Below are 23408 nucleotides of genomic sequence, written 5' to 3' on the forward strand. Positions count from 1 at the left end.
TTCCCATATCCATAACATGTATCCGGCAGCTAAACTGTTTGCATATATTTGCAGACTGCTATAAACAATATGAGCCAGGTAAGAGAAATAAAATGTCCGCAATGCGGAAAATGGACGCTATGGGAAGGTGATATTAATGACAGGTGCCTGTACTGCGACAGCTTCCTTGAGTCGCACAGCTTTTCGCGCGGGATAGAAAAAAAGGCGAGGGAAGAAGCGATGAGGGAAAATGGGTTTCTGTATATCCGTCCCGGTGATGGCCCGGTTAAACGGGCATTGAAGCGATCTATAAGCGCTTTCCGCTGGCTGGGAATTTACCTGCAGGTTGCATTTTTTATTGTCGTAACCATCATCATCGTGTTGATCAGCCTGATTCCCGGCTAAATGAAAACCTTGCTTAATAGGTGGTTTATTGCAAGCTGTTTAATTTGGCTGATCGTGATTTCCACCCGTAAACTTGGCCACCCGATTCTCTTTATTAACGGCTATATTGATGATGCAATAGCTATCCCTGTTATTGCCAGTCTTGCTTTGTGCTTTCAAAGAGTCGTTATTTTTAAAAGCAATTACTATGTGCTATCTGTATGGCATGTGGTGTTCATTACCGCTTACGTTACTTTAGTTTTTGAAGTTTTACTACCCCTTATTTCCAAAACGTATACAGGAGATTGGATTGACGCGCTGCTTTATAGCGTTGGGGCGGTGTTTTTTTATAGGGTGATGAATAAGGCTTTGTTAGAGACCAGAGACTTGTGATTAGAGATTAGTTGAAATATGGGAGATCAATTAAATTCTTCGTTCAACGCATCTTATTAACTAATCTCTGACCTCTAATCTCTTTTTCCCATCTTCAACGCTCCCGTCGGGCACTTATTAACCTGTTCTGCAATCTCCTTACTTGTAGCGCCATCCATATTAACCCACGGTTTTGCGGCCGGGTTAAAAACCAGTGGTAGTTGCGTTGCACAGCGGGCTGCATGTTTACAAAGTTCGGGACGCCATTCAACTGTAACTTCGCCGTTGGTGTAGCTATGGGTCTTTTCAACTTCGGTGCCCGTATAGGCAAATGTGCGTACCCGGATCTCGCCTTCTAATATTTTTGATACCGGGCAAACTTTAGCTATCTGGGTAAGTCGCTCGCGTTGTTCGTCGGTTACTGGCGATATAAAATTAAGGTCGCGGTCGATTACAGTGACCTTTTTACCATCTTCCAATTGAAAAAACATATTCGTGGCGACTGCTATCTGCGGAATATCCCAACCTTTACGGTCGATATACATGCGCAGTGTGGCCAGCGTACAGCAACTCAAAGATGAAAGCAGCAAGGTGTATGGATCAGGCCCCAGATCCTTCCCGCCGGTAAATTCCGGCTCATCCGAAATAAACTCGCCATTACGCCAAACAACGGTGCATTTGTATTTCTCCAAACCAATGCTTGCTGCAACCGGGCTATCTAATATGTATTCCATTTATCTTAATTATTTATTACATGCCATTAGCCAAACAATTTTCGGCCATGAACCATCAACAATGAACCATGAACTAAAATAGAACGTCCGCAAATTCCGGCGTAAGTTCAAAGATCTTTTTAGCAAATGGGCAAAGGGGCAGGATCTTCATTTTATGCTCACGGGCATATTCAACCCCGGCCCTTACCAGTTGTTTACCCAAACCTTTTCCTTCATAAGCCTCATTAACCTCGGTATGATCGATGATAAATTTATCGGGACCGGAAAAAATGTAATGCATTAAGGCAACTTCTTTGCCGTCGTCCTCAATAAAGAAAGCGCCGCGTTTACCATCATTTTTATTTTGTACTTGCATTTGTTAGTTGATCAAGAGACTTGAGATTAGAGATTAGTTTCTTTTAATTGTAAAATTAATATAAATAGAATATGGAATCAAAGGCTAGCTGCTGTAGATTAGTTTTTTTATAAAGAATAGCCTATTTTCGAACTAATCTCTAATCTCCAGTCTCTGATTACTACTATGGAACCCATTACCGTTGACACCCTAAGAAAATTTGAAGCGTTACAAAGCGTTCCTGACGAACAGCTACAATGGCTGATAGACAACAGCACGGAGAATATCCTGCCTGAAGGAACTGTTTTTGTAAAACCTGATCTGCCGATCACCGGCCCTCATTTTATAATTGACGGGGAATTTGCAGTTTTTATTATGCAAAATGGAGCAAAAAGGGAACTGGGTATTTTTAACGCGGGGCTGGTTACCGGCTACCTGCCGTTCTCGAGGGGGAAATCGGCCAGCGTTTACATGAAGGCAAGGAATGAAGTACGATTACTTTCATACCCAACCGAACGGATCAGGGAAATGATCCGCGACCAGTTTGAGCTGACACAAGCCCTGGTACATGTAATGAGTAACCGGGTGCGGGAGTTCACCGCCTTTCAGCAGCAGAATGAAAAAATGATGGCCCTGGGTAAGCTTTCGGCCGGCCTTACGCATGAGCTTAATAATCCTGCCTCTGCAATAGTACGCGACTCTATTTCACTCCGCGAACACCTTCGCCTGGAACCCCAAACCTTTAAGGAGGTTATCGCCATACAAATGGATGCTAAGCAGGTAGACGCGGTAACTGATGAAATGTTCCGGATACTTGGAGAAACGGACAGGCCAAAGCTAACGCTGAAGGAAAAAACCAAACGCGAAGAAGAACTGGGCGATTGGTTGGACGAACTTGGAATTGAAGACGCTTATGATATGGCCGAAAACTTTGTCGACTTTAACTTTAAGGTTACCGACCTGGAAAATTTCAAAAGTCACATCCCGTTAGCATATTTATCGCCTATTTTTGGGTGGATAAATACGTTATTGGTTACTGAACGAATGGTGGAAGACATCCAGGAATCGTCGCGCAGAATAGCCGAGTTGGTAAAATCAGTAAAGACGTTTACCCACATGGACCGCGGAGCCGACAAGCAATATGCCGATATCCACATTGGCATCCGCAATACGCTTACCATGCTCGGTTACCGGAAAAAGAAGGGTAATATAACACTGGTAGAAGATTATGATCATAATTTGCCGCCAGTTAAAGCATTGATAGGCGAGCTAAACCAGGTGTGGACTAATCTTATTGATAATGCCTTTGATGCTATGGAGCCAAATAATAAAGGCACCTTAACCATAAAAACGGAAAGGGATCGGGAGTTTGTGCAGGTATCCATTATTGATGATGGGCCGGGCATTCCGGAAGACATCAGATCCAGGGTATTTGATCCGTTTTTTACTACTAAGGAGATGGGTAAGGGAACTGGAATGGGGCTTGAAGTAGTGCAGCGGATTGTTAACCAGCATAAGGGATCGATAAAAGTAAAATCGGTGCCGGGACGAACCGAATTTGTGGTTTGTTTCCCAATTGATGGTTAATAGATTTCGGAATTCGGATGTTCGATTTTTCGCTGTTGTTTTGTTTTTTTAATGGAGCTCAAGAGGGCTGCGCCGTTTCAAATTTTTAGCGCGTTGAACAATTAATGATACTTACCTTTGTTTAATAAATAATAATACGATACACCTATACCATGGAGAAACCAATAATATTTTCGATAGACGATGATCCGCAGGTGCTACGTGCCATAAGCCGGGATCTGAAATCGATGTACGGTAAGGAATACAGGATCATCAATACAACATCGGCTAACGAAGCGCTGGAAAGCCTTGTTGACCATAAAAACAGCTCGGATGTGGTTGCCATGTTTGTGTGTGACCAGCGCATGCCCGAAATGGAGGGCGTTGCATTTTTAGAAAAAGCCATCAAGATATTCCCGAAAGCCAAGCGCGTTTTGCTTACTGCATATTCAGATACCGAAGCCGCTATAAAGGCCATAAACGACGTGCAACTCGATTATTACCTGATGAAGCCCTGGGATCCGCCTTCAGAAAAGTTATACCCGGTAATTGACGATTTACTTGATGACTGGCAGAGCCACTACGTGCCCGATTTTAAAGGGATAAAAGTAGTTGGCTACCAGTTTTCGCCGCAGTCGCACACGGTGAAGGATTATTTGGCCAGCAACCTGATCCCATATAAATGGCTGGATATTGAGAAAAATCCGGATGCAAAGGAACTGCTGGAACTGAACAAGGTGCCAATGGATCAGTTGCCGGTTGTGGTTTTTGATGACGGTACTTATTCCTGCAAACCAACCATCAGGTCCATCTCCGAAAAAATTGGTGTAAACCCGCAGATTACTAACGAGATTTATGATGTGGTAATTATAGGCGCCGGTCCCGCCGGCTTGGCCGCGGCTGTTTATGGTGCATCAGAAGGGTTAAAAACCTTGTTGATTGAGCGCAAGGCACCGGGCGGACAGGCAGGTACAAGTTCACGGATTGAAAATTATCTCGGTTTCCCTGCAGGATTAAGTGGTGCCGATCTTACCCGCCGCGCCATTAGCCAGGCGATGCGTTTAGGCGCTCAATTTTTATCGCCGCAGGCTGTAAACGACATCAAACAAAAAGACGGTTATAAAACTATTATATTAGACGATGGCCCCGAAATTGTAAGCCGTACCGTAGTTATAACTACCGGGGTGGACTACCGTAAGCTGGATGTTAAAGGTGTAGAGAACTATACCGGTGCAGGCATTTATTATGGTGCGGCAACTACCGAGGCTTCTGCGTGTAAGGATAAGGAAGTGTATGTAATAGGTGGGGGTAATTCAGCAGGACAGGCGGCCGTATATCTTTCAAAGTTTGCTAAGAACGTATATATCATTATCCGCAGGGACAGCCTGAGCTATACCATGTCGGCTTACCTGATCCAGCAGATAGAGAATCTGCCTAATATTCATTTGTTGATAGATACCGAGATTACCGAAGCAGCGGGCCATAATTGCCTTGAAAAGCTAACACTGTTTAATGTAAAAACCAAGGAGTCGGTTACGAAAGAGGCAGCAGCGCTTTATATTTTCATCGGCGCAAAACCTTATACCGACTGGCTTAAGTTGGATATCCTTAAGGATGAGAAGGGCTTTATTGAAACCGGCAGGGAATTACGGCGCTATGACGACTTTACTAAGATCTGGAAGCAAAACCGCGATCCATTCCTGTTGGAGACCAGCTGCAATGGAATTTTCGCCGCGGGCGATGTTCGGGCAGGCGCGATGAACAGGGTTGCATCGGCAGTAGGCGAAGGCTCAATGGCGATAAGCTTTGTGCACAAGTATTTGGCGGAAGTGTAGGGTGGTTGATTGAGTTGATTGGGTTGGATTAAGTTGAATGAGTTATTGAGCTTTATTTTTAACAGACATCAAAAAATATAAATATCTACTATGGAAGACGAAGTATGCAAGCACCTGGGTGCCATTAAAAGCCTGAAGCATCCTAAGGACTATGTTTGCGAGGAGTGTATAAAAACACACAGCAGCTGGATGCACCTGCGTACCTGCCAAACCTGCGGCGTTACGCTTTGCTGCGACAGTTCACCTAATCAACATGCAAGTAAACATGCCGCTGCTGCTGATCACCCGGTAGTGATCTCGGCAGAGCCGGGCGAGCGCTGGCTCTGGTGCTATGTGGATGAGGAAATGGCGGAGTATTAAATAAGTTTTAAGTGGCAGGATTTAGTAGCAGTAGCACTTGTATTCATTAATGAGTGCTACTGCTACTTTTAACTGCTACTATATTATTGTTCCGATAAATACCTATCTAACGACCACGGTCCGGATCCTATAACCAGGAATAGTACCAGTGCCGCCAATGCTAATAGCGATGGCCATACCATGTAGTTGATAGCGTCCTGGAAAAATCCACTCAGGAAAATAGCACCTGCTACAATCGGGATCTGGATAATACAGCCAAACCTTGTCAGGATTCCGACCGCTATCAGCACGCCGCCAACCATGTGGGCAAATGCCACATAGTAAACCAGCGCCATTAGTAATCCGCCTGAAAAGTCTACAATGTTTTGGTCCGTTATTAATTGTTTAAGGTATTCCGTGTTGTTCATAAAGGAAATGCCCTTTAACAGTAAGAATGCGCCAAGCGCAAAGCGGATAACGTCGATAAATTTGGGATGGTGAGTATCGCCCCAGGTTTCAATACGGTGAACCACGTTCATAATAACCTCCGGTTTTAAGATTATAAATTGGTTATGATACAACCGGGGGCTTTGGAGAAAAGCGGCCTGCCGTATCCTTGTATAAAGCTAAGCAATTAGTTTTATATAATCCAATAACGTATTCCGGGGATTATTAGTTTGAAAATAGGCTATTATTCCAGTTGACCCTATATTCATACGTGTTCGGAAGATTGAAAAAAGCGCGAAGTGTGATCCCCTCTCTTGGGAACTACAGTGTATACACATATTCATGAACTTTTTATTACCCAGCTATTCCTTATTTTAATCTATTTTTTTATAACCAGGCATAGTCTCTGATTGACCCAGCGGGTCTACCTCTTTGTAGAATATACAATAGATCATTTTTTTGCCTCGGAGAGGCTACCCTTCTACACCATCCGTTCCGACTGAACTATGGATTTTGCCTTGTTCTCAATAAATTCCAATGTAAAACTTGTCCCATTTATAGAATGGCGACTAAGGGTAGCCTCTCCGAGGCAAAGACAAACCTTTCTTTTATTTCTACAAAGAGGTAGACCCTATGGATCAGTGATTTAACGTATATTAAAAGATCTGTACACACATAAGCCCTAGGGAGGGCAACGGGGTGTTGCACAATACTTTCAATCTTGATTAGGGGTATCCTGGTTCGAGAAACCCACCATTCCCCACCCCAAGGCAGGAATCGCACAGGGCCACGGCTTGCCTGATTTGTTCCGAACACCTATGATCTTATCTCCATCCGCCGCCAAGTGCCCTGTATAAATTAACAATGGCCTGCAATTGCTGCAGCCGGTCGTTAACACCATCCAATTGCGCGGCCAATAGGTTTTGTTCTGAAGTTAATACATCGGTATAATTTGTGGCCGAACTGTAGCGTAACAGTTCCTGCGTATAATCAACTGCCTTTGTAAGAGCGGCTATTTGTTTGCTGCGGGCGCCGGTTTTTTCCGTTGAGGATTGATAGGCGTAAAGCGCATTAGACACTTCCTGGCCTGCAACTAATAGTGTTTGCTGAAAGCTGTATAATGCCTCCAACTGCTGTGCCTGCGCGGTTTTTAACCGGGCCTTGTTGATTCCCTGGTTAAATATCGGCTGTGTTAAACCCGCTGCCACATTGTAAAATACCGATCCCACAAAAAAGTCCTTCAATTGCAAATTAGACCAACCGCCACTTGCGGTAATGGTTAGCGACGGGTAAAAATAGGTGCGCGCCAGGTTGGTGTTTTCAAAGGCGCTTCTGAAGGTGTATTCTGCCTGTTGAACATCCGGTCGGTTTTTTAGTAGCTGGGATGGGATACCGGTTTGCAGGCTGTCGACAGGCTTTTGCTCATCGAGCTTGGCCCGGTTTAAGGCACCCGGCTGGCGGCCAACCAATATATCAAGCGCATTTTCAGTTTCGCGGATGCTGCGTTTTAGATCAGGGATGGCAACTTCTGCAGCATAACGGTTGGCTTCACTTTGTACCACGGCTGCGCCATTCACCACTGCACCCTCCTTAAGCGCTTTCATAGTTTCTACATCCTTAATACGGTTTTGCAAGGTGCGAACAGTAATATCCAGCTCTTTGTCAAGTGCAATCAGGGTGTAATAGTTATTGGCGATATCGGCGATCAATTGAGTTTGTACCGCTCTTTTTGCAGCATCAGTTTGCAATAAATTATTGAATGCGACCCGCTTTGCACTGCTTAGCTTACCCCAAATGTCCGCCTCCCATGAGGTACTGAGCCCAAGTTGGTAAGAGGTGGTCAAGGTGCTGATAGTTGTTCCCGGTGGATAATTTAAACTAGCTGCCGACTGTTTTGAGCGGGTTGCACTTGCATTGGCGCTGAGGCTCGGCAATAACGCGGCTTTACTTTGTCCCAGGGCAGCCTGCGCCTCGTAGATCTTTTGTACCGCAATTTTTAAGTTAAGGTTGTTAAATAAGCCTTCGTGGATCAGTGCCTGTAAAACGGTATCCGTAAGTAGCTTTTCCCATGGCAGGGTTGCGATGGTTGTAGTATCTGTTGTGCTTTTGCCGCGGTAAAGATCGTTGGTGTTAAGATCAGGCTGCTTGTAAGTTTTGGTAATTTTACACGACAGCGTTGCGCTTAACAATGCGATTAGTAAAGTATATTTTATATATGATCTGTTCATTTGTAATTCAAATTATTTAGCAGGCACAGTTGCATCGTCATCTTCCGCATCCTCTGCCAAATTCCGTAAACGGCGCGCCCCGCTCAATTTTTCCTGGATGGTTTGGAAAATGATAAACAACACCGGGATAGCAAATACACCCAATAATGTCCCTATAAACATCCCGCCTACGGCACCAGTTCCTATCGAACGGTTACCGATTGCGCCTGCCCCGGTTGAGAACATCAATGGCATGATACCGAATATAAAGGCAAATGAGGTCATCAAGATCGGCCTTAAACGGGCCTCGGCACCGTCAATGGCTGCTTGTAAAATTGGCATGCCTGCACGCCTGCGGTCGAGCGCAAACTCAACGATCAGGATAGCATTTTTTGAGAGCAGACCGATGAGCATGATGAGCGAGATCTGCACATAAATATTACTGTCGATCCCCGCTATTCTTGCAAACAGGTATGTGCCTGTCAATCCTATCGGCAGGGAAAGTAAAACCGCAAATGGCAGAATATAGCTTTCATATTGCGCGCTCAGCAGGAAGTAAACAAACACCAGGCAAAGCAGGAAGATATAAACCGATTGCGTACCACTGGAGATCTCCTCACGGGTCAATCCCGAAAACTCATAGCCATAGCCGGCAGGCAGTTTCTCGGTTGCAACAGCCTTTATGGCTGCAATAGCGTCCCCCGAGCTAAATCCGGGCCCGGGTTGCCCCTGGACTGATATGGATGTAAATAAATTAAAGCGGGAGATTGATTCCGGGCCGAAGACCTTGGTCAGGGTAATAAAGGCAGTAATAGGCGCCATGGTACCTGCGCTATTACGTACAAAAATCTTATTCAGGCCCTCCGGGTTGTTACGGTAGGCATAGTCAGCCTGAACCATTACACGGTATTGCTTACCAAACTGGTTAAAGTTGGAGGCATACAGACCGCCGTAGTAGCCTTGTAACGTATTGATAATGGAGGTGACCTCGATACCGGCTTCCTTGCATTTTGCCACATTTACATCTACCTGGTATTGCGGGAAGTTAGGGTTAAAGGCTGTATTTGCGTTTTGAATTTCCTTGCGTTTATTTAAGGCTTCTAAAAAGTCGGTGCTTACCTTGTACATTTCAGCAGAGGTATGGCCACCCTTGTCCTGTAATTCGAACGAGAACCCGTTTCCTGATCCGAAACCCTGGATGGTAGGTGGCGAGAACAGGAAGATGCTGGCCCCGTGAATTGCACCAATCTTTGCATAAAGCTGTCCGATAACGCTTTGAATGTTATCGTTTTTTCGGTCGCCCCATTTTTTTAGCTTGATGATGTCCATACTGTAAGCGCTTCCGCTGCCTGCGGTAAAACTAAAGCCTATAATTTGCAGTGTATTTTGTACCGATGAAAATGTATGTGCAATGCTGTCAACCTGGTTGGTTATGGCGCTGGTACGTTCCATACCCGATGCAGGCGGTAAGCTGATACTGGCAAATATAGTACCCTGGTCCTCGCTTGGCACAAAGCTGGATGGCGTGGTTTTTATCAGGATAACAAGTGATACCGCGAATATGACAATCCCTGCAATAACGATCGCTTTTTTACCTGCAAGCCAGGTTACCGACTTTTCATACTTTTTAGTTACGGTTAAAAAACCCTTATCAAACCGGGTATAAAACCAATTGAAAAATCGTTTCTTTTTATGCTCTTCAGAATGCGGCTTTAAAAACATGGCGCACAACGCCGGGCTGAGGGTTAAGGCGTTTACTGCTGATAGCAGGATGGCCACCGCCAGTGTAATACCGAATTGTTTGTAAAATACGCCTGTTGACCCGGAGATAAACGTTACAGGTAAGAACACCGCCGCCATTACAAGTGTAATAGAAACAATGGCGCCCGAGATCTCCTTCATCGCGTCAACAGAAGCCTTACGGGCAGATTTGTAGCCCTTATCCAACTTGGCGTGTACGGCCTCAACCACCACGATGGCATCATCCACCACAATACCAATGGCCAGCACCATCGCAAAAAGCGTAAGCAGGTTAATGGTAAACCCGAACAGGTCAAGGAAGAAGAACGTGCCCACAATTGCAACCGGAACCGCAATTGCCGGGATAAGTGTGGACCGAAAATCCTGCAGGAAAACGAATACCACGATAAACACCAATATAAATGCTTCGATCAATGTGCTGATCACCTTTTCGATAGAGGCATTCAGGTACTCATTGGCATCAACCAAATAGGTGAGCTTTATGCCTTTTGGAAACGACTCAGCTGCGGTCTCCAATATTTTTTTAGTGTTGTTGATCACATCTCTTGCATTCGATCCTGATGCCTGGGTAATACCCACACCGATGGATGGCAACCCATTTGTTTTCAGAACTGCCGAATAATCCAGCGCGCCAAGCTCTATCCGCGCAACATCGCTCAAATGCAGCAGTTGGCCTTTGCCAACAGATTTTATAATGATATTGCCAAATTCTTGCGCGGTTTTAAGCCTGCCGGTATATTTAATTACATATTGAAAGGCCTCATGACTGTTTTCACCAAATTTTCCGGGAGCTGCTTCAATATTTTGCTCATTTAACGCGTTGGTAATATCATCAGGGATCAGCTTATAGCTCGCCATAACATCCGGCTTTAGCCAGATGCGCATCGAATAATCCTTTGACGTAAAGATCTGCGTATTACCAACGCCATTAACACGCTGTATGGCTGGTACCAGGTTTATCTGGCAATAGTTCTGCAAAAAGGTATCGTCGTAATCAGGGTTTTCGCTGTACAGCGAAAATATTAACAGGTTACTGTTTTGGCTTTTTGCTACCGTAACACCTGCCTGGGTAACAACCTGTGGTAGAAGGCTCACCGCTCTTGATACGCGGTTTTGCACGTTTACTGCAGCAAGGTCGGGATTGGTGCCTACTTTAAAGAATATAGTGATCTGTGCCGATCCATCGTTGCCAGCGCTTGAGGTCATATAGGTCATGTTCTCCACGCCGTTTATTTGCTCCTCAAGCGGTACAATAACACTTTTTAGCACCACATCGGCATTTGCACCGCTATAGTTTGCAGATACGAAAACGGTTGGCGGTGCAATATCAGGATATTGGGAGATAGGGAGATTGATTAGCCCAATTACCCCCAGTATAACCAGTAGTACCGAAATAACGGTTGAAAGTACGGGCCGCTCTATGAATTTTTTTAACATATGTTTTTCAGTCGTGAGTCTTAAGTCTGTAGTCCTAAGTCAGAAAATGTGCTTGTTTTTAAACCGGATCCGAGACTACAGGCTTAGGACTCCGGACTAATGACTTATTTTAAACCCTTGTAAACCTCGTCTGCATTAACTTCGGCGGGTTTTATTTGTGTGCCATCCTTTAAATTATTCACGCTTTCGGCAATAATTTTATCGCCGGTTTTTATGCCGGCTGTTACTACGTAAAACTGGCCCGGGGTATTATCCATGGTAGTTATTGCCACATTTTTGATTTTATTTTTGTCATCAACAACGTAAACAAAACGTTTGTCCTGCAATGCGTAGGTAATGTTTTGGGGTACCAGGATAGCTGTTTTTACTACGTTAGGAACGCGAATAGTAGCGCTGTTTCCGCTACGCAGCAGCCCCTTTGGATTAGCAAAGGCAGCCCTGAAATTTGCCGAACCTGTATTGGCGTTGATCAACCCATTCACAGTTTCCACTTTGCCGGCATGATCATAAGTGGTACCATCAGACAAGATGAGCGACACCTTTGGCATGTTATTGAGTTTTGATTTAAGCGAGGTATGTGTTGTACTGTCGCGACTAAAGCCCAGCAGGTCTTTTTCGTTCAAGGCAAAGTAGGCATACACGGTTGCTGTGTTGTAAACAGTGGTTAAAGGGTCGGTTGTGGTGCTGTTTACCAGGCTTCCCAATTTATAGGGTAGGGAACCGATAACGCCATCAACGGGGCTGGTAATGGTGGTATAACCCAGATTGATTTTCGCATTAGCCAATGATGCCTTAGCCTGCGCCAATGCAGCTTGTTTGGTTTGCAACGTATTTTGTGCCGATTCCAGTTCATAATGGCTGATGATATCCTTCTCAACCAGTGGCTTTACCTTATTTACCTGCAAGCTTGCCGTATTTACATCAGCCTGTGCAGTTTGGATGCCGGCTTCGGCAGTGCGTACATCCTGTTCGTATTGCGGGGCCTTTATTTTAAACAGCAGCTGGCCCTTTTTTACAATAGTTCCTTCATCTACATAAATTGCTTCCACAAAACCATCAACCTTAGGCCTTATTTCAATGTCTTGGAGACCCTGGATACTTGCCGGGTAGTCCGCATTCAAAGTGGCCGAACGTGGTTCAAGGGTAAGCACTTTATAGGTTGCCATTGGCGGAGCACCCTGGGCATCGCCCTTCCCTTTGCCGCCGCATGAGAACAATAACAGCGATGCCGGGATTGCCACTAGCGCAACTTTTATCACACGGCTTGAAAATTGGAGGGTTAATGAGTTGTATATATAATTTTTAGTATTCATTTTTTGATAATGGATAGCCTTATAAGGCCGGCAAATATATGAGCATTAATTAAGAGTAGGGGCGAAGGGCCGGTAATAGGGTTTGAAATATTATTGAATCACGTACATGGTTGATTTTATCTTTAAAGCTTAGTTTTAAATGGTATTATCATCATTTTCCTGATTACTGCTTATCCAACTTATCTTCAAGTTGTAAACATATTTCTAATTAGGGGAGGGGGAAACTTATTTCAATCCAATAGGTTTTATTTTAAACAGTTTGCCCTGTTATTTAAATAAACCTGAATTGCTATGACGCGTGAATGGCGAATCTGTTACAAAAAACTATTTTATTTGGATTGTTTATTTACTACCTAAACAGGTTCAAATAATCCTCAAATACATAAGTTTTACCTCGTTGTAAACCGGTTGTTTCCTTAATTATACCAAGGCGTACCATATCTTTAGCAAGTTTGTAAGCCGATGCCCCTGAAATTCCTGTTGTTTTACCTATAACAGCTGTATTTACAATTGGCTTTTGATATAGGTGAGTCATTAATTTTTGCGCATTTGCAGCCCTGCTTCCTAAAGTATTGATTTTTAATTCCGTTTGTTTTTGTAATTGAAGAATTTTGTCGAACGTATCAATACTTTTATTTGCTGTTTCAATCACGCCAACTAAAAAAAACTTAAGCCATTGGTTTATATTATTATGTTCCCGCACACTCATTAAGTTATCATAATAGTGGGTCCTGTTTTTTTCAAGAAAATCTGACAAATACAAAATAGGTTGTTTTAAAATGCCTTTTCCTACCAAATACAGGGTGATAAACAACCGGCCTACTCGCCCGTTTCCATCTAAAAAAGGATGTATGGTTTCAAACTGATAATGAATAAGGGCAATTTTTAGTAGTTCAGGAAAATATACGATTTCGTTATGAGCGAATTTTTCTAAGTCACTCATCAAGTCTGCAATACTGGTATGTACCGGTGGGATAAATTTTGCGTCATTGATAGTTGCTCCGCCAATCCAATTCTGACTTGTTCTGAAACTCCCAGGATGTTTTTTGTCGCCTCTTGAGCCTTTTAATAGTATAGCATGTGTTTCTTTTATCAGCCGGGATGAGAAAGGAAGATCATGTAGACGCCCGACTCCATAATTCATTGCTGCAATATAATTTTGTACCTCTATCCAATCATCCACTTGGCTTAACGCAATGTCTGCCTTCTCCATCATTGCGTCTTCTATACTGGTTTTAGTGCCTTCTATTTTGCTCGATAGGGTAGCCTCCTTAGCAACATGCATTTGGATAAACATCTCCAGGTTTGGGATGTATTTTGAAAACATATCCAATCTGCCTAATTGTCGGTCGGCATCACTTAAAAGCTTAATAACCTCCATGTCATCCAGCTTCCATGCTTTGTCGATGTAATTTGGCTGAAAGCTTTTATAATATCCCTGGTTAATATATACTCCGGCCTGAAAAGTTTTCATTTTATTTTAGTTAACTAAAATAAAGATAAGCTTTATTTTAGATTTTAAAAGAAAACTAAAATAACAAAACTCTTTATTTTAATTTCCCCTGTAAAACTAAAATAGTACCGGATTTAATTTTAAGTTTTAGACCCCTTACAACTACCTACACCCATTTGCTCAAAAATTGGCTGAATGCTTCCTTATACTGATCGCCAACGGTGATGTTGATCTTACCAATTTGCAGGGCATTGCGAGTAATTGAATTGATCTTATCCAGCGAAACAATAAACGAGCGGTGCACGCGCATAAACTTTTTGGACGGCAGTTTTTCTTCAAGCGATTTCAGGCTGGTTAATGAAAGGATGGGTTTTTCGGCACTTTGCAGCCATACTTTTACGTAGTCCTTTAATCCCTCGATATAAAGAATATCATTCAGCGCCAGGCGTACCAGTTGATACTCTACCTTTAAAAAGAGGTATTCATCTTCTATCCGTTCTTCAGCAACAGCAGGGGCTGGGGCGGCCGCAAGAGGTGTTGCCTTCGATTTTTCAACCAGTTGGGCATAAGCCAGTGCCTTATGGGCAGCATGTAAAAACTCTTCGTAATTGAAAGGCTTCAGCAGGTAGTCGAGGGCATCAACGCGATAGCCTTCAAGTGCAAATTGGTTGTAGGCCGTAGTGAAAATTATACGGGGTTTATTGGTTTTGCTATTGTCGAGTACGCGGGCAAGCTCAATGCCGTTCAGGTCGGGCATTTGGATGTCTAAAAACAGCACATCCACCTTTTGCGCATGAATAGCCTTTAAAGCATCTACAGCGCTTGAATATCGCCCCACTAAATTCAAAAAAGGCGTTTGTTCAATAAATGCACATACCAGGCCAAGCGCGAGGGGTTCGTCGTCAACAGCTATACAATTTATCGTCATGCCAGGTTAAGCGTTAAATGCACCATGTAAATATTTTCGGAAGTGCTCTCGTTTATCACTAAATCGTGCTTGCCCGGGTAAAGCAGATCCAGTCTTCGACGGGTGTTATTTAAACCAATTCCGTTGCCTTCCTCTAAGTTACCACTTTGCTCCTTAATTATGGTGTTAATTACATTTAATTCAATCACCGTATCCTTCTGATTTATGGTAATACCGATATGGCTGGGCTGGGTTGCGCTAACCCCATGCTTAAAGGCATTTTCAATAAACGGCAAAAATATCATTGGTGCAATGGCCATGTCCTTTAAGCCAACCGGCGAACTAAAGTCGACCTTAACCACATCCGTTAAGCGCAGTTCCATCAAACTGATATAATCCTTTATAAAGGCAATCTCCTGGCTCAGCTGAGTAGTGCTATTTTGCGTATCATATAATACATAACGCATCATCCTCGAGAGCTGGTGAATGGCCTTGCGCGATACATCGGCATCAACATGCGTAAGCGCATAAATATTATTAAGCGTATTAAAAAAGAAATGCGGATTGATCTGTGCTTTGAGGAACGATAATTCAGAGGTAACCCTGTCCTGTTCCAGGTCTTGGTGCATCTGTTTGTCCTTTTGCCATTTTTGTATTGCGGTAATGCTGGTGCTGATGCCGATAACAAGCGCTATGGTAGCAATCATGGCGGCATCCCAGTTAAAATCTCTTCCCCGGTTGTGATGCTTAGGCGGCCCCCCTCTATGAAAGGCAGCTTCCATTAGCTGGTGCAGGTTAAGCCATTGATCTACATAAATATTCAGCATTACAATTACTGCCACTATTAAGGCCACAAACAGGAAGAAGATCCCGGTTTTGTTCTTTAACAGGTACCTGGGTACCAGCACTTGCGAGTTAAGGTAAAATGCAACTATAAGTGAACCCCATATAATAGCCTGTTTTATCCAAAGCTGGTATGGCAGGTTAACGTTGAAGTACATTGGCTGAAAAAAGTATACCAGGCCAAAGATCCCCCATATTAATATATGGATGATGATGGTGATGAGCCTGCTTTTCGATTTTTGTTCTATCATTTCCACAAATATTTAAAAATCAAACGCTTATGGTGTTGATTTATAACAACAATATTACACAGTAAAGTTACATAAGCTTAATATAAATCTATCGGCAGCCAGAGTTCACCGACGGGCAGGCAAAAACTATCGCCCAAATCGGGTACTATCAAATCATCAGTTAAATACGCTTTTTATAGGTTAAAAACAGGCTTTTGTCTACTTGATATTCACTGCCGTCTATTGTGTTTTAGGATGCTGTTGTTTTAGGTTCTATTTGCAACTTCTAAAAAAGAACAACATATATGAAACCAGTATACTTATTTATTGCCGCATTGCTTTTAATAAGCATTAACAGCTTTGCACAAACGGGGCGTGATGTTCGGGGAACCATTATCGACTCAACGAAAGCGACCCTCCCCGGATCGAGCGTTAAGCTGATAACCGATAAGGACAGCCTTACTACCATAACCGATTCGAAGGGTGCATTTATCTTTAACGGAATAAAGGCTACGCAATTTAGTTTGGTGATACAATCAATAGGGTATGAGCCTATCCGCCGCCACATGACGCTTGATAACACCAACAATACGGTGTTTTTAAAGCCGATCATTCTTAAACCATCAACAATCATGCTGGGCACCGTTGTGGTAAGCGACGTTGTGCCTGTTAAAATTAAGGAAGATACCATAGAGTTTAATACAGCCGCCTATAAAGTTAGAGACGGCGCGCCTATCGAAGACGTTATAAAAAAGGTGCCGGGTGCAGATGTTGACAAGGACGGCAATATTACCTTCCAGGGAAAGAGTGTAACCAAGGTGAGGGTTAATGGCAAGGAGTTTTTTGGCGGCGATTTAAAAACAGCCACACAAAACCTGCCTGCCGACGCGGTTCAAAGCGTACAGATGATAAATGACTACGGCGACCAGGCCAATCTTACAGGGATAAAAACCGGCGATCCGGAAACCATTTTGAACATCAATATAAAACCCAGCCGTAACCACGGCATCTTTGGCCAGTTTAGTCTTGGCGAGGGCAGGGACGCAATACCACAGGTAGATGGCACCAAGGATGGCAATCGCTTTATTGCGCAGGGTAACCTGTTTAATTTTGACGGCGCCCGGCAGATAGCCGTATTAGGCAACCTGAATAATACCAATACCAGCCTGTTTAACTTTGGCGGCCCCGGCGGAAGGCAGGGCGGCGGCGGACCGGGCAGCACAAGTTCCACAGGTATTACAACGGCACGTTCTATCGGTTTTAATTACCGCGACTCGTGGGGGAAGAAGATAACCGTTTATGGCAGCTACAGCTTTTCTGATAACTCAGTAAATACCATCAGCTCGACTATTCAGAATAATATCTCGCTTACAAACCCAAGCGTAAATAAACAAAGCAGCACACAAATGGACGAGCGCAGGAACCATCGCCTTACGTTCAACATGGAGTATAAACCGGATACTGTTAACTATTTAAAGGTTAGTCCGTCATTCAGCTATGCCGGTGTTAGCACAACTCAAAACGGGAGCAACCTGCTGACAAATGATTCTACTACGGTATCAAACTATAACTTTAAATCGCTGAGCCATTCATCAGCGCCGAATTATGGCGTTAATGCTTTATTTAATCACAAGTTTAACAGCCATGGCCGTAATTTCAGCGTAAATTTTGGTGTTGGCAGGTCCACAAGCCGCCAGTATCAAAACCCGGTATACGATTATATCGATGGTGCAGCAAATGCACCGCTTGACCAGTTTATCAATACCAACAGCCATACTGATACGCTTGGTGCATATTTTTCATACATCGAGCCGTTAAGCAGGAGATCATACTTCGAGGTTAACTATAACTATCGCCATTCCTACACTGCTGCCGATAAGGAGACCGACACGCTGGCTACTACTACCGGCGACATAAATAATTATCCCCTATTAAGTAATAACTACAACTTTACGTTCATCACAAACCGGTTTGGCTTGAATTATCGCTTCGTTGAGAAGAAGTATAATTATGTGCTGGGTATTACAGCACAGCCATCGGTTTTGAACGGGTATTCGCAAACTACCGGGCTGCCTACCAAATCCACGGCGTTTAATGTGTCGCCGAATGCACATTTTATTTATAACTTCTCGCGTTCGCAATCATTCAGCGCTAATTACAGCGGCTACAGTACGCAGCCAACGTATTCTGAGTTGCAGCCGGTTACCGACTTTAGCAATGCATCCTATCCAATTACGGGTAACCCGGAGCTGAAGCCTGAGTATAACAACAAGATCGATTTCAGGTATAACAATTTCAGCTTCGAAACAGGTAATGTGTTTTTCAGTAACTTCTCGTTCATTAAAACGAATGATAAAATTGTATCAAATACCATTACCTACCCGAGCAATTACACACCCAATGAAAAGTTAGCCGGTACCATTGAAACTCAATACAAAAACGCCGACGGTTACTACCAGGCACAGGGCTTCTTTGTATTCAACAAGCCATGGGAAAAACGCAAGTACAATTTGTTTTTGCAGAGTAATATCTCTTACATCAACAACATCTCGTATATCACCAACGTAGATAAAAACACATTCGATTTTACTACAGATAAGAACACCGCCAAAACGTTGGTATTCTCTCCTGCCATAAAATTCAGGATTGATATTGCCGATGTTATTGATGCCGAAGCAAATACGCAGTATACCATCAACTCGTCAAAAAATTCAATTGACCAGCCGGGTATAAACGATAACTTCCGCTCGTGGCAACTTGGCCTTAACGGCAAAAACTACCTATGGAAGAACTGGACATATAGCTACGACTATACCAAGACATTTTATTACGGCTACAAGGGCGCTACCAACCCCAACATATTTAATACGTATGTTGAACGCCGTTTCCTAAAGGGTAATATGGCTACCCTGCGCGCTGGTGTGTATGATGTGTTTAACCAGAACACCGGCTATACCAGCACCCAGAACGGCAGCTTTGTTACCCAAACCAATGCCAACAAGCTTGGCCGATACTACCTGTTAACGTTTACATACCGGTTTTCAAAAATGGCAGGTAAGGCTCCGGGAATGGGTGGCCCAGGCGGACGTGGATTTGGTGGTCCGGGCCCCGGTGGCCCGCCTCCGGGTGGTGGTCCCGGTGGTCCATCAGCAGATTGATAAAATTTGTTGCAACGGACGCTTTAAATTACGCGTCATATATACGGTTAACAGCAATGTTGCTGTATAAAAGAGCTTTTGATCTCTATAGGTCATGAGGAAAGGCCGGGGAGGTGAGATGCCCCGCCTGCATTAGTTGATTGTTATTGATTTTTTATCGTAACAAAGCGTCCCGGGTGAGATCCGGGGCGCTTTTTTGCTAAGATTAAACTAAGATTTTTCGCGGTGTGTAAATATTTAGAGGTGTTCAAGAAAGCTGCGCAGTTTTTTGGATCTATAGGATTTTAGGATTTATAGATTTTAGAATTAGATACTACGCTTGATCTTATTTTTTTGCCGTATCCTTTTTTACGCTATCCGACTTCGTTCCGCCCGATCCGCTGTTATCCATTCCAGTAGTCTTGCCGGTATCAAGTTTTGAAGAATCTGGTGTGTTGCCGTAGGTGCTTTTAACGGTGTCGCCGGTACCGCTTCTTGGAACGCGGTCGCCGCCACAGGCGGAGAGGATGCAGATGCTGCATGCCAACGCTGCAATTATGATTGTGTTTTTCATGTCATTAATTGTTGATGTTCTTATTTAACAGGCATGCAGAATTAAGGTTTTTTGTAATTATTTTTAGCTTTACCGCCATAATGGAACACCTGCTCGATAACCCCGCCTGGAATGCGCTTTGCTCCGGCAACAATAGCCTCTCAAACGGAAATCAATTTGCTAAATATTTTTCGCCTGATGTTTCCCCGTTTACAGGGCTGCCTGCGGCTACCGTAGAAAACTTTCAGCATCTGCATGAGATCACCCCGGTTGATGGGCCCTTTGGCTTAATGACACCGGTTAAGGTGGATTTCCCCCAGCCCTGGAAAATGCTGCGCGAAATGGATATCGTTCAAATGGTTTGTGAGAATCCAATTGAGCGTCCTATGGCTAATCAAGCCGAAATAATTCCCTTAACTGAACAAAACGTGCCCGAAATGCTGGCGCTCACCAAGCTTACCAACCCCGGACCGTTTTTACGACGGACTATTGAAATGGGCCATTACCGCGGTATCTTTAAGGAGGGCAAACTTGTCGCCATGGCAGGGCAGCGGTTAAACCCGGTACCGTATGCCGAGATCAGTGCCGTTTGTACCCACCCAGATCACCTTGGCAAAGGTTATGCCGCCCAATTGCTGCTGGATCAGATCCGCCGCATAAAGGCAGCCAGGCAAATCCCATTCCTGAATGCACTTACTACCAATATCCGGGCAATTAAGCTTTATGAATCGATAGGATTTACGGTTAGGAAGGAAATCTTTATTTCTATCTTTCAGAAAGCCGAAAGATAGAATACTCAATTCTATCAACCTTTTAGTAAGCCATTAATGGTGCCAATTTACTATCCCAATTAGCCCGGTTGTTTCGGAGCTTCTTATTGCCATCTCATTGAGTAAAATTGGTTGGTGTTTATGTTAATAAATGTTAAAAAAATACCAAAAACAGGTGTGAAGGGCAAATTTCATGCTATCTACAGATTCTAAAGGTAACATTGGTGATACAAAATCGTTAGTTGATTTTTAGTTGTCATTAGCAGTTCCTGTACCAGCCATGTCCGATCTTCAAATTTTTAAAAAAGCCTGTAAACTGATGGGAAACCGCTTTGAAATAAGTGTGGTTGCTGAAAGTGAGCAATGGGCTGCGGAAAAAATTGAAGCCAGCGTTGATGAAATAAAAAGAATTGAGCGGCTGTTAACAACGTTTAGCGACGACAGTGAAACCAACCAGGTAAACGCCAATGCCGGCATTGCTCCAGTGAAGGTAAGCAGGGAAACCTTTGAACTGATTAAGCGCTCTATTGTGATATCAAAAGTAACCCAGGGCGCTTTTGATATTACCTATGGCTCGCTTGATAAACGACTTTGGAACTTTGATAAGGATATGACCTCGTTACCCGATGAGGCCACGGCAAAAAAAATGGTGAGCCTGATTAACTATCGTAACATCACGCTTGATGAAAACGACTGCACAGTTTTTTTACGCCAGCGGGGCATGCGGATTGGTTTTGGGGGGATTGGCAAGGGCTACGCAGCCGAAAGGGCTAAACAAATATTGCAGCAACAGGGCGTTACCAGCGGAGTTGTAAATGCCTCGGGCGATTTAAATACCTGGGGGCTTCAGCCGGATGGTAAAAAATGGACCATCGGTATCGTAAATCCCGATGCATCCGGGCAGGTATTTTCATATCTCAACATCTCAGATCTGGCGGTTGCAACATCCGGCAATTACGAAAAATTTGTAATGATAGACGGCAAACGATATTCACACACCATAAACCCCCGAACAGGATTACCTGTGACCGGGATAAAAAGTGTCACCATTATTACCACCAATGCAGAGATTGCTGATGCAATGGCTACGCCGGTAACTATAATGGGTGTTCGCGCGGGCCTGGATTTGATAAACCAGATGAAGGACATTGAAGCCATAATTATTGATGACGATGACCGGCTTTACACATCGCGAAATATAAATATTACTTAATAACCCCTATAAATGACAAACCAACCCCTAAAATTAATGGCCGGCCTTCTGTTGGTGGCTTCCATAACATCATGTGTACACTTAAAGGAGTACCAAAAAAACAGGATCAATGATTCTGAAATGGCGTTAAGCAACCGAAAGGTTGAGAAAAACGAGTTAAACTTTCAGTCCTACCGCGAAAGCGCGTCAGGAGCTAACGCCGGCAAAACCGGTGGCGGCTGTGGTTGCAACTAATTACCATTATTTTATTCCTTAAAACACATGAAAAAAGTATATCTATCCGTATTCGGATTTGCACTTATATGTCGTTTTGGCGCCCATGCCCAAACTAAACAAGACACCACTAAAAACAAAAAACCATTTAGTTTATACCAGCCGGTAGTCACTGATCCGCCGGCAACTGATTACAATCCGCGCGCGTTACGGATCGATGAAATCAACCTGGTTTCAAGTTACTACGGGCAAAACGGAAACCACTCGGCCATAACCGGGGGGATCGGAACTGAAAAGGTAACAGACATTTCCAACGGCCTGGATATGAAGTTGGTTTGGGTTGGCGACAATGAGAACAAGAACACCATATCATTAGGGATTGGTTACGATCATCATACCTCAGCCTCATCGGCTTTTGTTACCACCACCGGCCTTGGTAAGCAGGGAGGTACAAGAATTTATCCCTCGTTCGACTGGACGGTAGAAAATCCTAAAACAGGGAATACTTTTGGTTTAGGGGCATACTACTCGGGCGAGTACAACTATAAGTCACTTGGCGGCGATTTGCATTTTTCACAGAAAACCGCAGATAAAAATGGCGAGTTCAGTGTAAAACTGCAGGCTTATATGGATCATGTAACAATGATCTATCCTTCAGAATTTATAACCCAGATAACACCGGTTTCAACAGGGGCAACTTATGTAACTACAGCAAGCGGTAACGTGGTGCTGAGTAATGGCGGATCGAGCGAATCAAAACCCAGCCTGCCAACAAAACCGAGGAACACGTACACCGCATCGTTTGGTTATTCGCAAATTATAAATTCAAGGTTCCAGGTAATGTTTTTAGCCGACGTTGTTGCACAAAACGGTTACCTGAGCCTGCCATTTCACCGGGTGTACTTTACAAACCAGAAAGATACCATTGAAAAACTGCCGTCATCCCGGTTTAAATTACCTTTAGGGATTCGGGCGAATTACTTTTTAGGCGATAATATTATTTTGCGCTCCTACTACCGTTATTATGCTGACAACTGGGGCAGCCACGCAAACACTGCTAACCTGGAAGTTACTTATAAACTTACTCCGTTCTTTTCTATATCGCCGTTCTATCGTTTTTACTCACAATCGGCAGCAAAATATTTTGCGCCTTATGCCGAGCATAGTGCTAACGACGAGTATTATACCAGCAATTATGAATACGCAAAATTCAACAGCCAGTTTTTTGGCGCAGGGTTCAGGCTGGCTCCGCCCAAAGGAGTGTTTGGCTGGCAAAACCTGCACGAACTTGAGATAAGATACGGCCATTACACCCAAACAACGGGATTAAGTTCTGATGTGATCTCATTAAACCTCGGGTTTAAATAAAAATAAAATAGCT

General features: G+C 43.8%; 20 protein-coding genes. 10 read left to right on the forward strand and 10 right to left on the reverse strand.

The window, feature by feature from the left end; genetic code table 11:
- The first annotated feature begins 69 nt into the window (after positions 1–69).
- A complete protein-coding gene (locus KXD93_RS25825) occupies positions 70–384 on the forward strand; it encodes a hypothetical protein (RefSeq protein WP_258140421.1) in 315 nt (104 codons plus the stop codon).
- Positions 385–756 (forward strand): hypothetical protein, encoded by a 372-nt coding sequence (locus tag KXD93_RS25830; RefSeq protein WP_258140422.1) that lies wholly within the window; start codon positions 385–387, stop codon positions 754–756. It begins immediately after the preceding gene.
- Between the two features lie 74 nt (positions 757–830).
- Here the strand turns inward: KXD93_RS25830 and KXD93_RS25835 are convergent, their stop codons facing one another.
- Complete coding sequence (locus KXD93_RS25835) at positions 831–1469, reverse strand: (4Fe-4S)-binding protein (protein ID WP_258140423.1); 639 nt, start codon at positions 1467–1469, stop codon at positions 831–833.
- A gap of 73 nt (positions 1470–1542) precedes the next feature.
- A complete protein-coding gene (locus KXD93_RS25840) occupies positions 1543–1824 on the reverse strand; it encodes a GNAT family N-acetyltransferase (RefSeq protein ID WP_258140424.1) in 282 nt (93 codons plus the stop codon).
- A gap of 165 nt (positions 1825–1989) precedes the next feature.
- Between KXD93_RS25840 and KXD93_RS25845 the strand changes: the two genes are divergently transcribed.
- The 3 genes from KXD93_RS25845 (at position 1990) to KXD93_RS25860 (ending at position 5564) form a co-directional block, all read left to right on the forward strand.
- Positions 1990–3390 (forward strand): ATP-binding protein, encoded by a 1401-nt coding sequence (locus KXD93_RS25845; protein ID WP_258140425.1) that lies wholly within the window; start codon positions 1990–1992, stop codon positions 3388–3390.
- A 152-nt stretch (positions 3391–3542) separates the two neighbouring features.
- Positions 3543–5204, forward strand: coding sequence for an FAD-dependent oxidoreductase (locus KXD93_RS30570; RefSeq protein ID WP_308726307.1), 1662 nt, complete (start codon positions 3543–3545; stop codon positions 5202–5204).
- 90 nt (positions 5205–5294) lie between these two features.
- Complete coding sequence (locus KXD93_RS25860; RefSeq protein WP_258140426.1) at positions 5295–5564, forward strand: UBP-type zinc finger domain-containing protein; 270 nt, start codon at positions 5295–5297, stop codon at positions 5562–5564.
- 83 nt (positions 5565–5647) lie between these two features.
- Here the strand turns inward: KXD93_RS25860 and KXD93_RS25865 are convergent, their stop codons facing one another.
- The 7 genes from KXD93_RS25865 to KXD93_RS25895 all read right to left on the reverse strand — a co-directional run bounded on the left by KXD93_RS25865 (position 5648) and on the right by KXD93_RS25895 (position 16162).
- Positions 5648–6082 carry a DoxX family protein gene (locus KXD93_RS25865; RefSeq protein ID WP_258140427.1) on the reverse strand — a complete coding sequence of 145 codons (435 nt, stop codon included), beginning with the start codon at positions 6080–6082 and terminating at the stop codon, positions 5648–5650.
- Between the two features lie 732 nt (positions 6083–6814).
- Positions 6815–8218, reverse strand: a complete 1404-nt coding sequence (locus tag KXD93_RS25870) for an efflux transporter outer membrane subunit (RefSeq protein WP_258140428.1) — start codon at positions 8216–8218, stop codon at positions 6815–6817.
- A gap of 12 nt (positions 8219–8230) precedes the next feature.
- Positions 8231–11395, reverse strand: a complete 3165-nt coding sequence (locus KXD93_RS25875; RefSeq protein ID WP_258140429.1) for an efflux RND transporter permease subunit — start codon at positions 11393–11395, stop codon at positions 8231–8233.
- Positions 11396–11499: 104 nt separating this feature from the next.
- A complete protein-coding gene (locus tag KXD93_RS25880; protein ID WP_258140430.1) occupies positions 11500–12708 on the reverse strand; it encodes an efflux RND transporter periplasmic adaptor subunit in 1209 nt (402 codons plus the stop codon).
- Between the two features lie 349 nt (positions 12709–13057).
- A complete protein-coding gene (locus tag KXD93_RS25885) occupies positions 13058–14089 on the reverse strand; it encodes a Fic family protein (protein WP_258140431.1) in 1032 nt (343 codons plus the stop codon).
- A gap of 238 nt (positions 14090–14327) precedes the next feature.
- Positions 14328–15089 carry a LytR/AlgR family response regulator transcription factor gene (locus tag KXD93_RS25890; protein ID WP_258140432.1) on the reverse strand — a complete coding sequence of 254 codons (762 nt, stop codon included), beginning with the start codon at positions 15087–15089 and terminating at the stop codon, positions 14328–14330.
- Entirely contained in the window at positions 15086–16162 is a 1077-nt protein-coding gene (locus tag KXD93_RS25895) for a sensor histidine kinase (RefSeq protein WP_258140433.1), read from the reverse strand. Before KXD93_RS25895 ends, KXD93_RS25890 begins: the two co-directional genes overlap by 4 nt.
- 284 nt (positions 16163–16446) lie before the next feature.
- On the opposite strand from KXD93_RS25895, the gene KXD93_RS25900 reads away from it, so the two are divergent.
- Complete coding sequence (locus KXD93_RS25900) at positions 16447–19299, forward strand: outer membrane beta-barrel protein (protein ID WP_258140434.1); 2853 nt, start codon at positions 16447–16449, stop codon at positions 19297–19299.
- A gap of 325 nt (positions 19300–19624) precedes the next feature.
- Here the strand turns inward: KXD93_RS25900 and KXD93_RS25905 are convergent, their stop codons facing one another.
- On the reverse strand, positions 19625–19852 hold the full coding sequence (locus tag KXD93_RS25905) for a hypothetical protein (RefSeq protein WP_258140435.1): 228 nt from the start codon (positions 19850–19852) through the stop codon (positions 19625–19627).
- A gap of 80 nt (positions 19853–19932) precedes the next feature.
- Here KXD93_RS25905 and KXD93_RS25910 point away from each other — a divergent pair, with 80 nt between their 5' ends.
- The 4 genes from KXD93_RS25910 to KXD93_RS25925 all read left to right on the forward strand — a co-directional run bounded on the left by KXD93_RS25910 (position 19933) and on the right by KXD93_RS25925 (position 23395).
- Positions 19933–20622, forward strand: coding sequence for a GNAT family N-acetyltransferase (locus tag KXD93_RS25910; protein ID WP_258140436.1), 690 nt, complete (start codon positions 19933–19935; stop codon positions 20620–20622).
- 298 nt (positions 20623–20920) lie between these two features.
- Positions 20921–21814: an FAD:protein FMN transferase gene (locus KXD93_RS25915; RefSeq protein ID WP_258140437.1), complete on the forward strand. Its 894-nt coding sequence runs from the start codon at positions 20921–20923 to the stop codon at positions 21812–21814.
- Between the two features lie 12 nt (positions 21815–21826).
- A complete protein-coding gene (locus KXD93_RS25920; protein ID WP_258140438.1) occupies positions 21827–22048 on the forward strand; it encodes a DUF4266 domain-containing protein in 222 nt (73 codons plus the stop codon).
- A 27-nt stretch (positions 22049–22075) separates the two neighbouring features.
- Positions 22076–23395, forward strand: coding sequence for a DUF3570 domain-containing protein (locus KXD93_RS25925; protein WP_258140439.1), 1320 nt, complete (start codon positions 22076–22078; stop codon positions 23393–23395).
- Positions 23396–23408 lie beyond the last annotated feature (13 nt).

Source organism: Mucilaginibacter phenanthrenivorans (genome assembly GCF_024721155.1).
Lineage (GTDB): Bacteria > Bacteroidota > Bacteroidia > Sphingobacteriales > Sphingobacteriaceae > Mucilaginibacter > Mucilaginibacter phenanthrenivorans.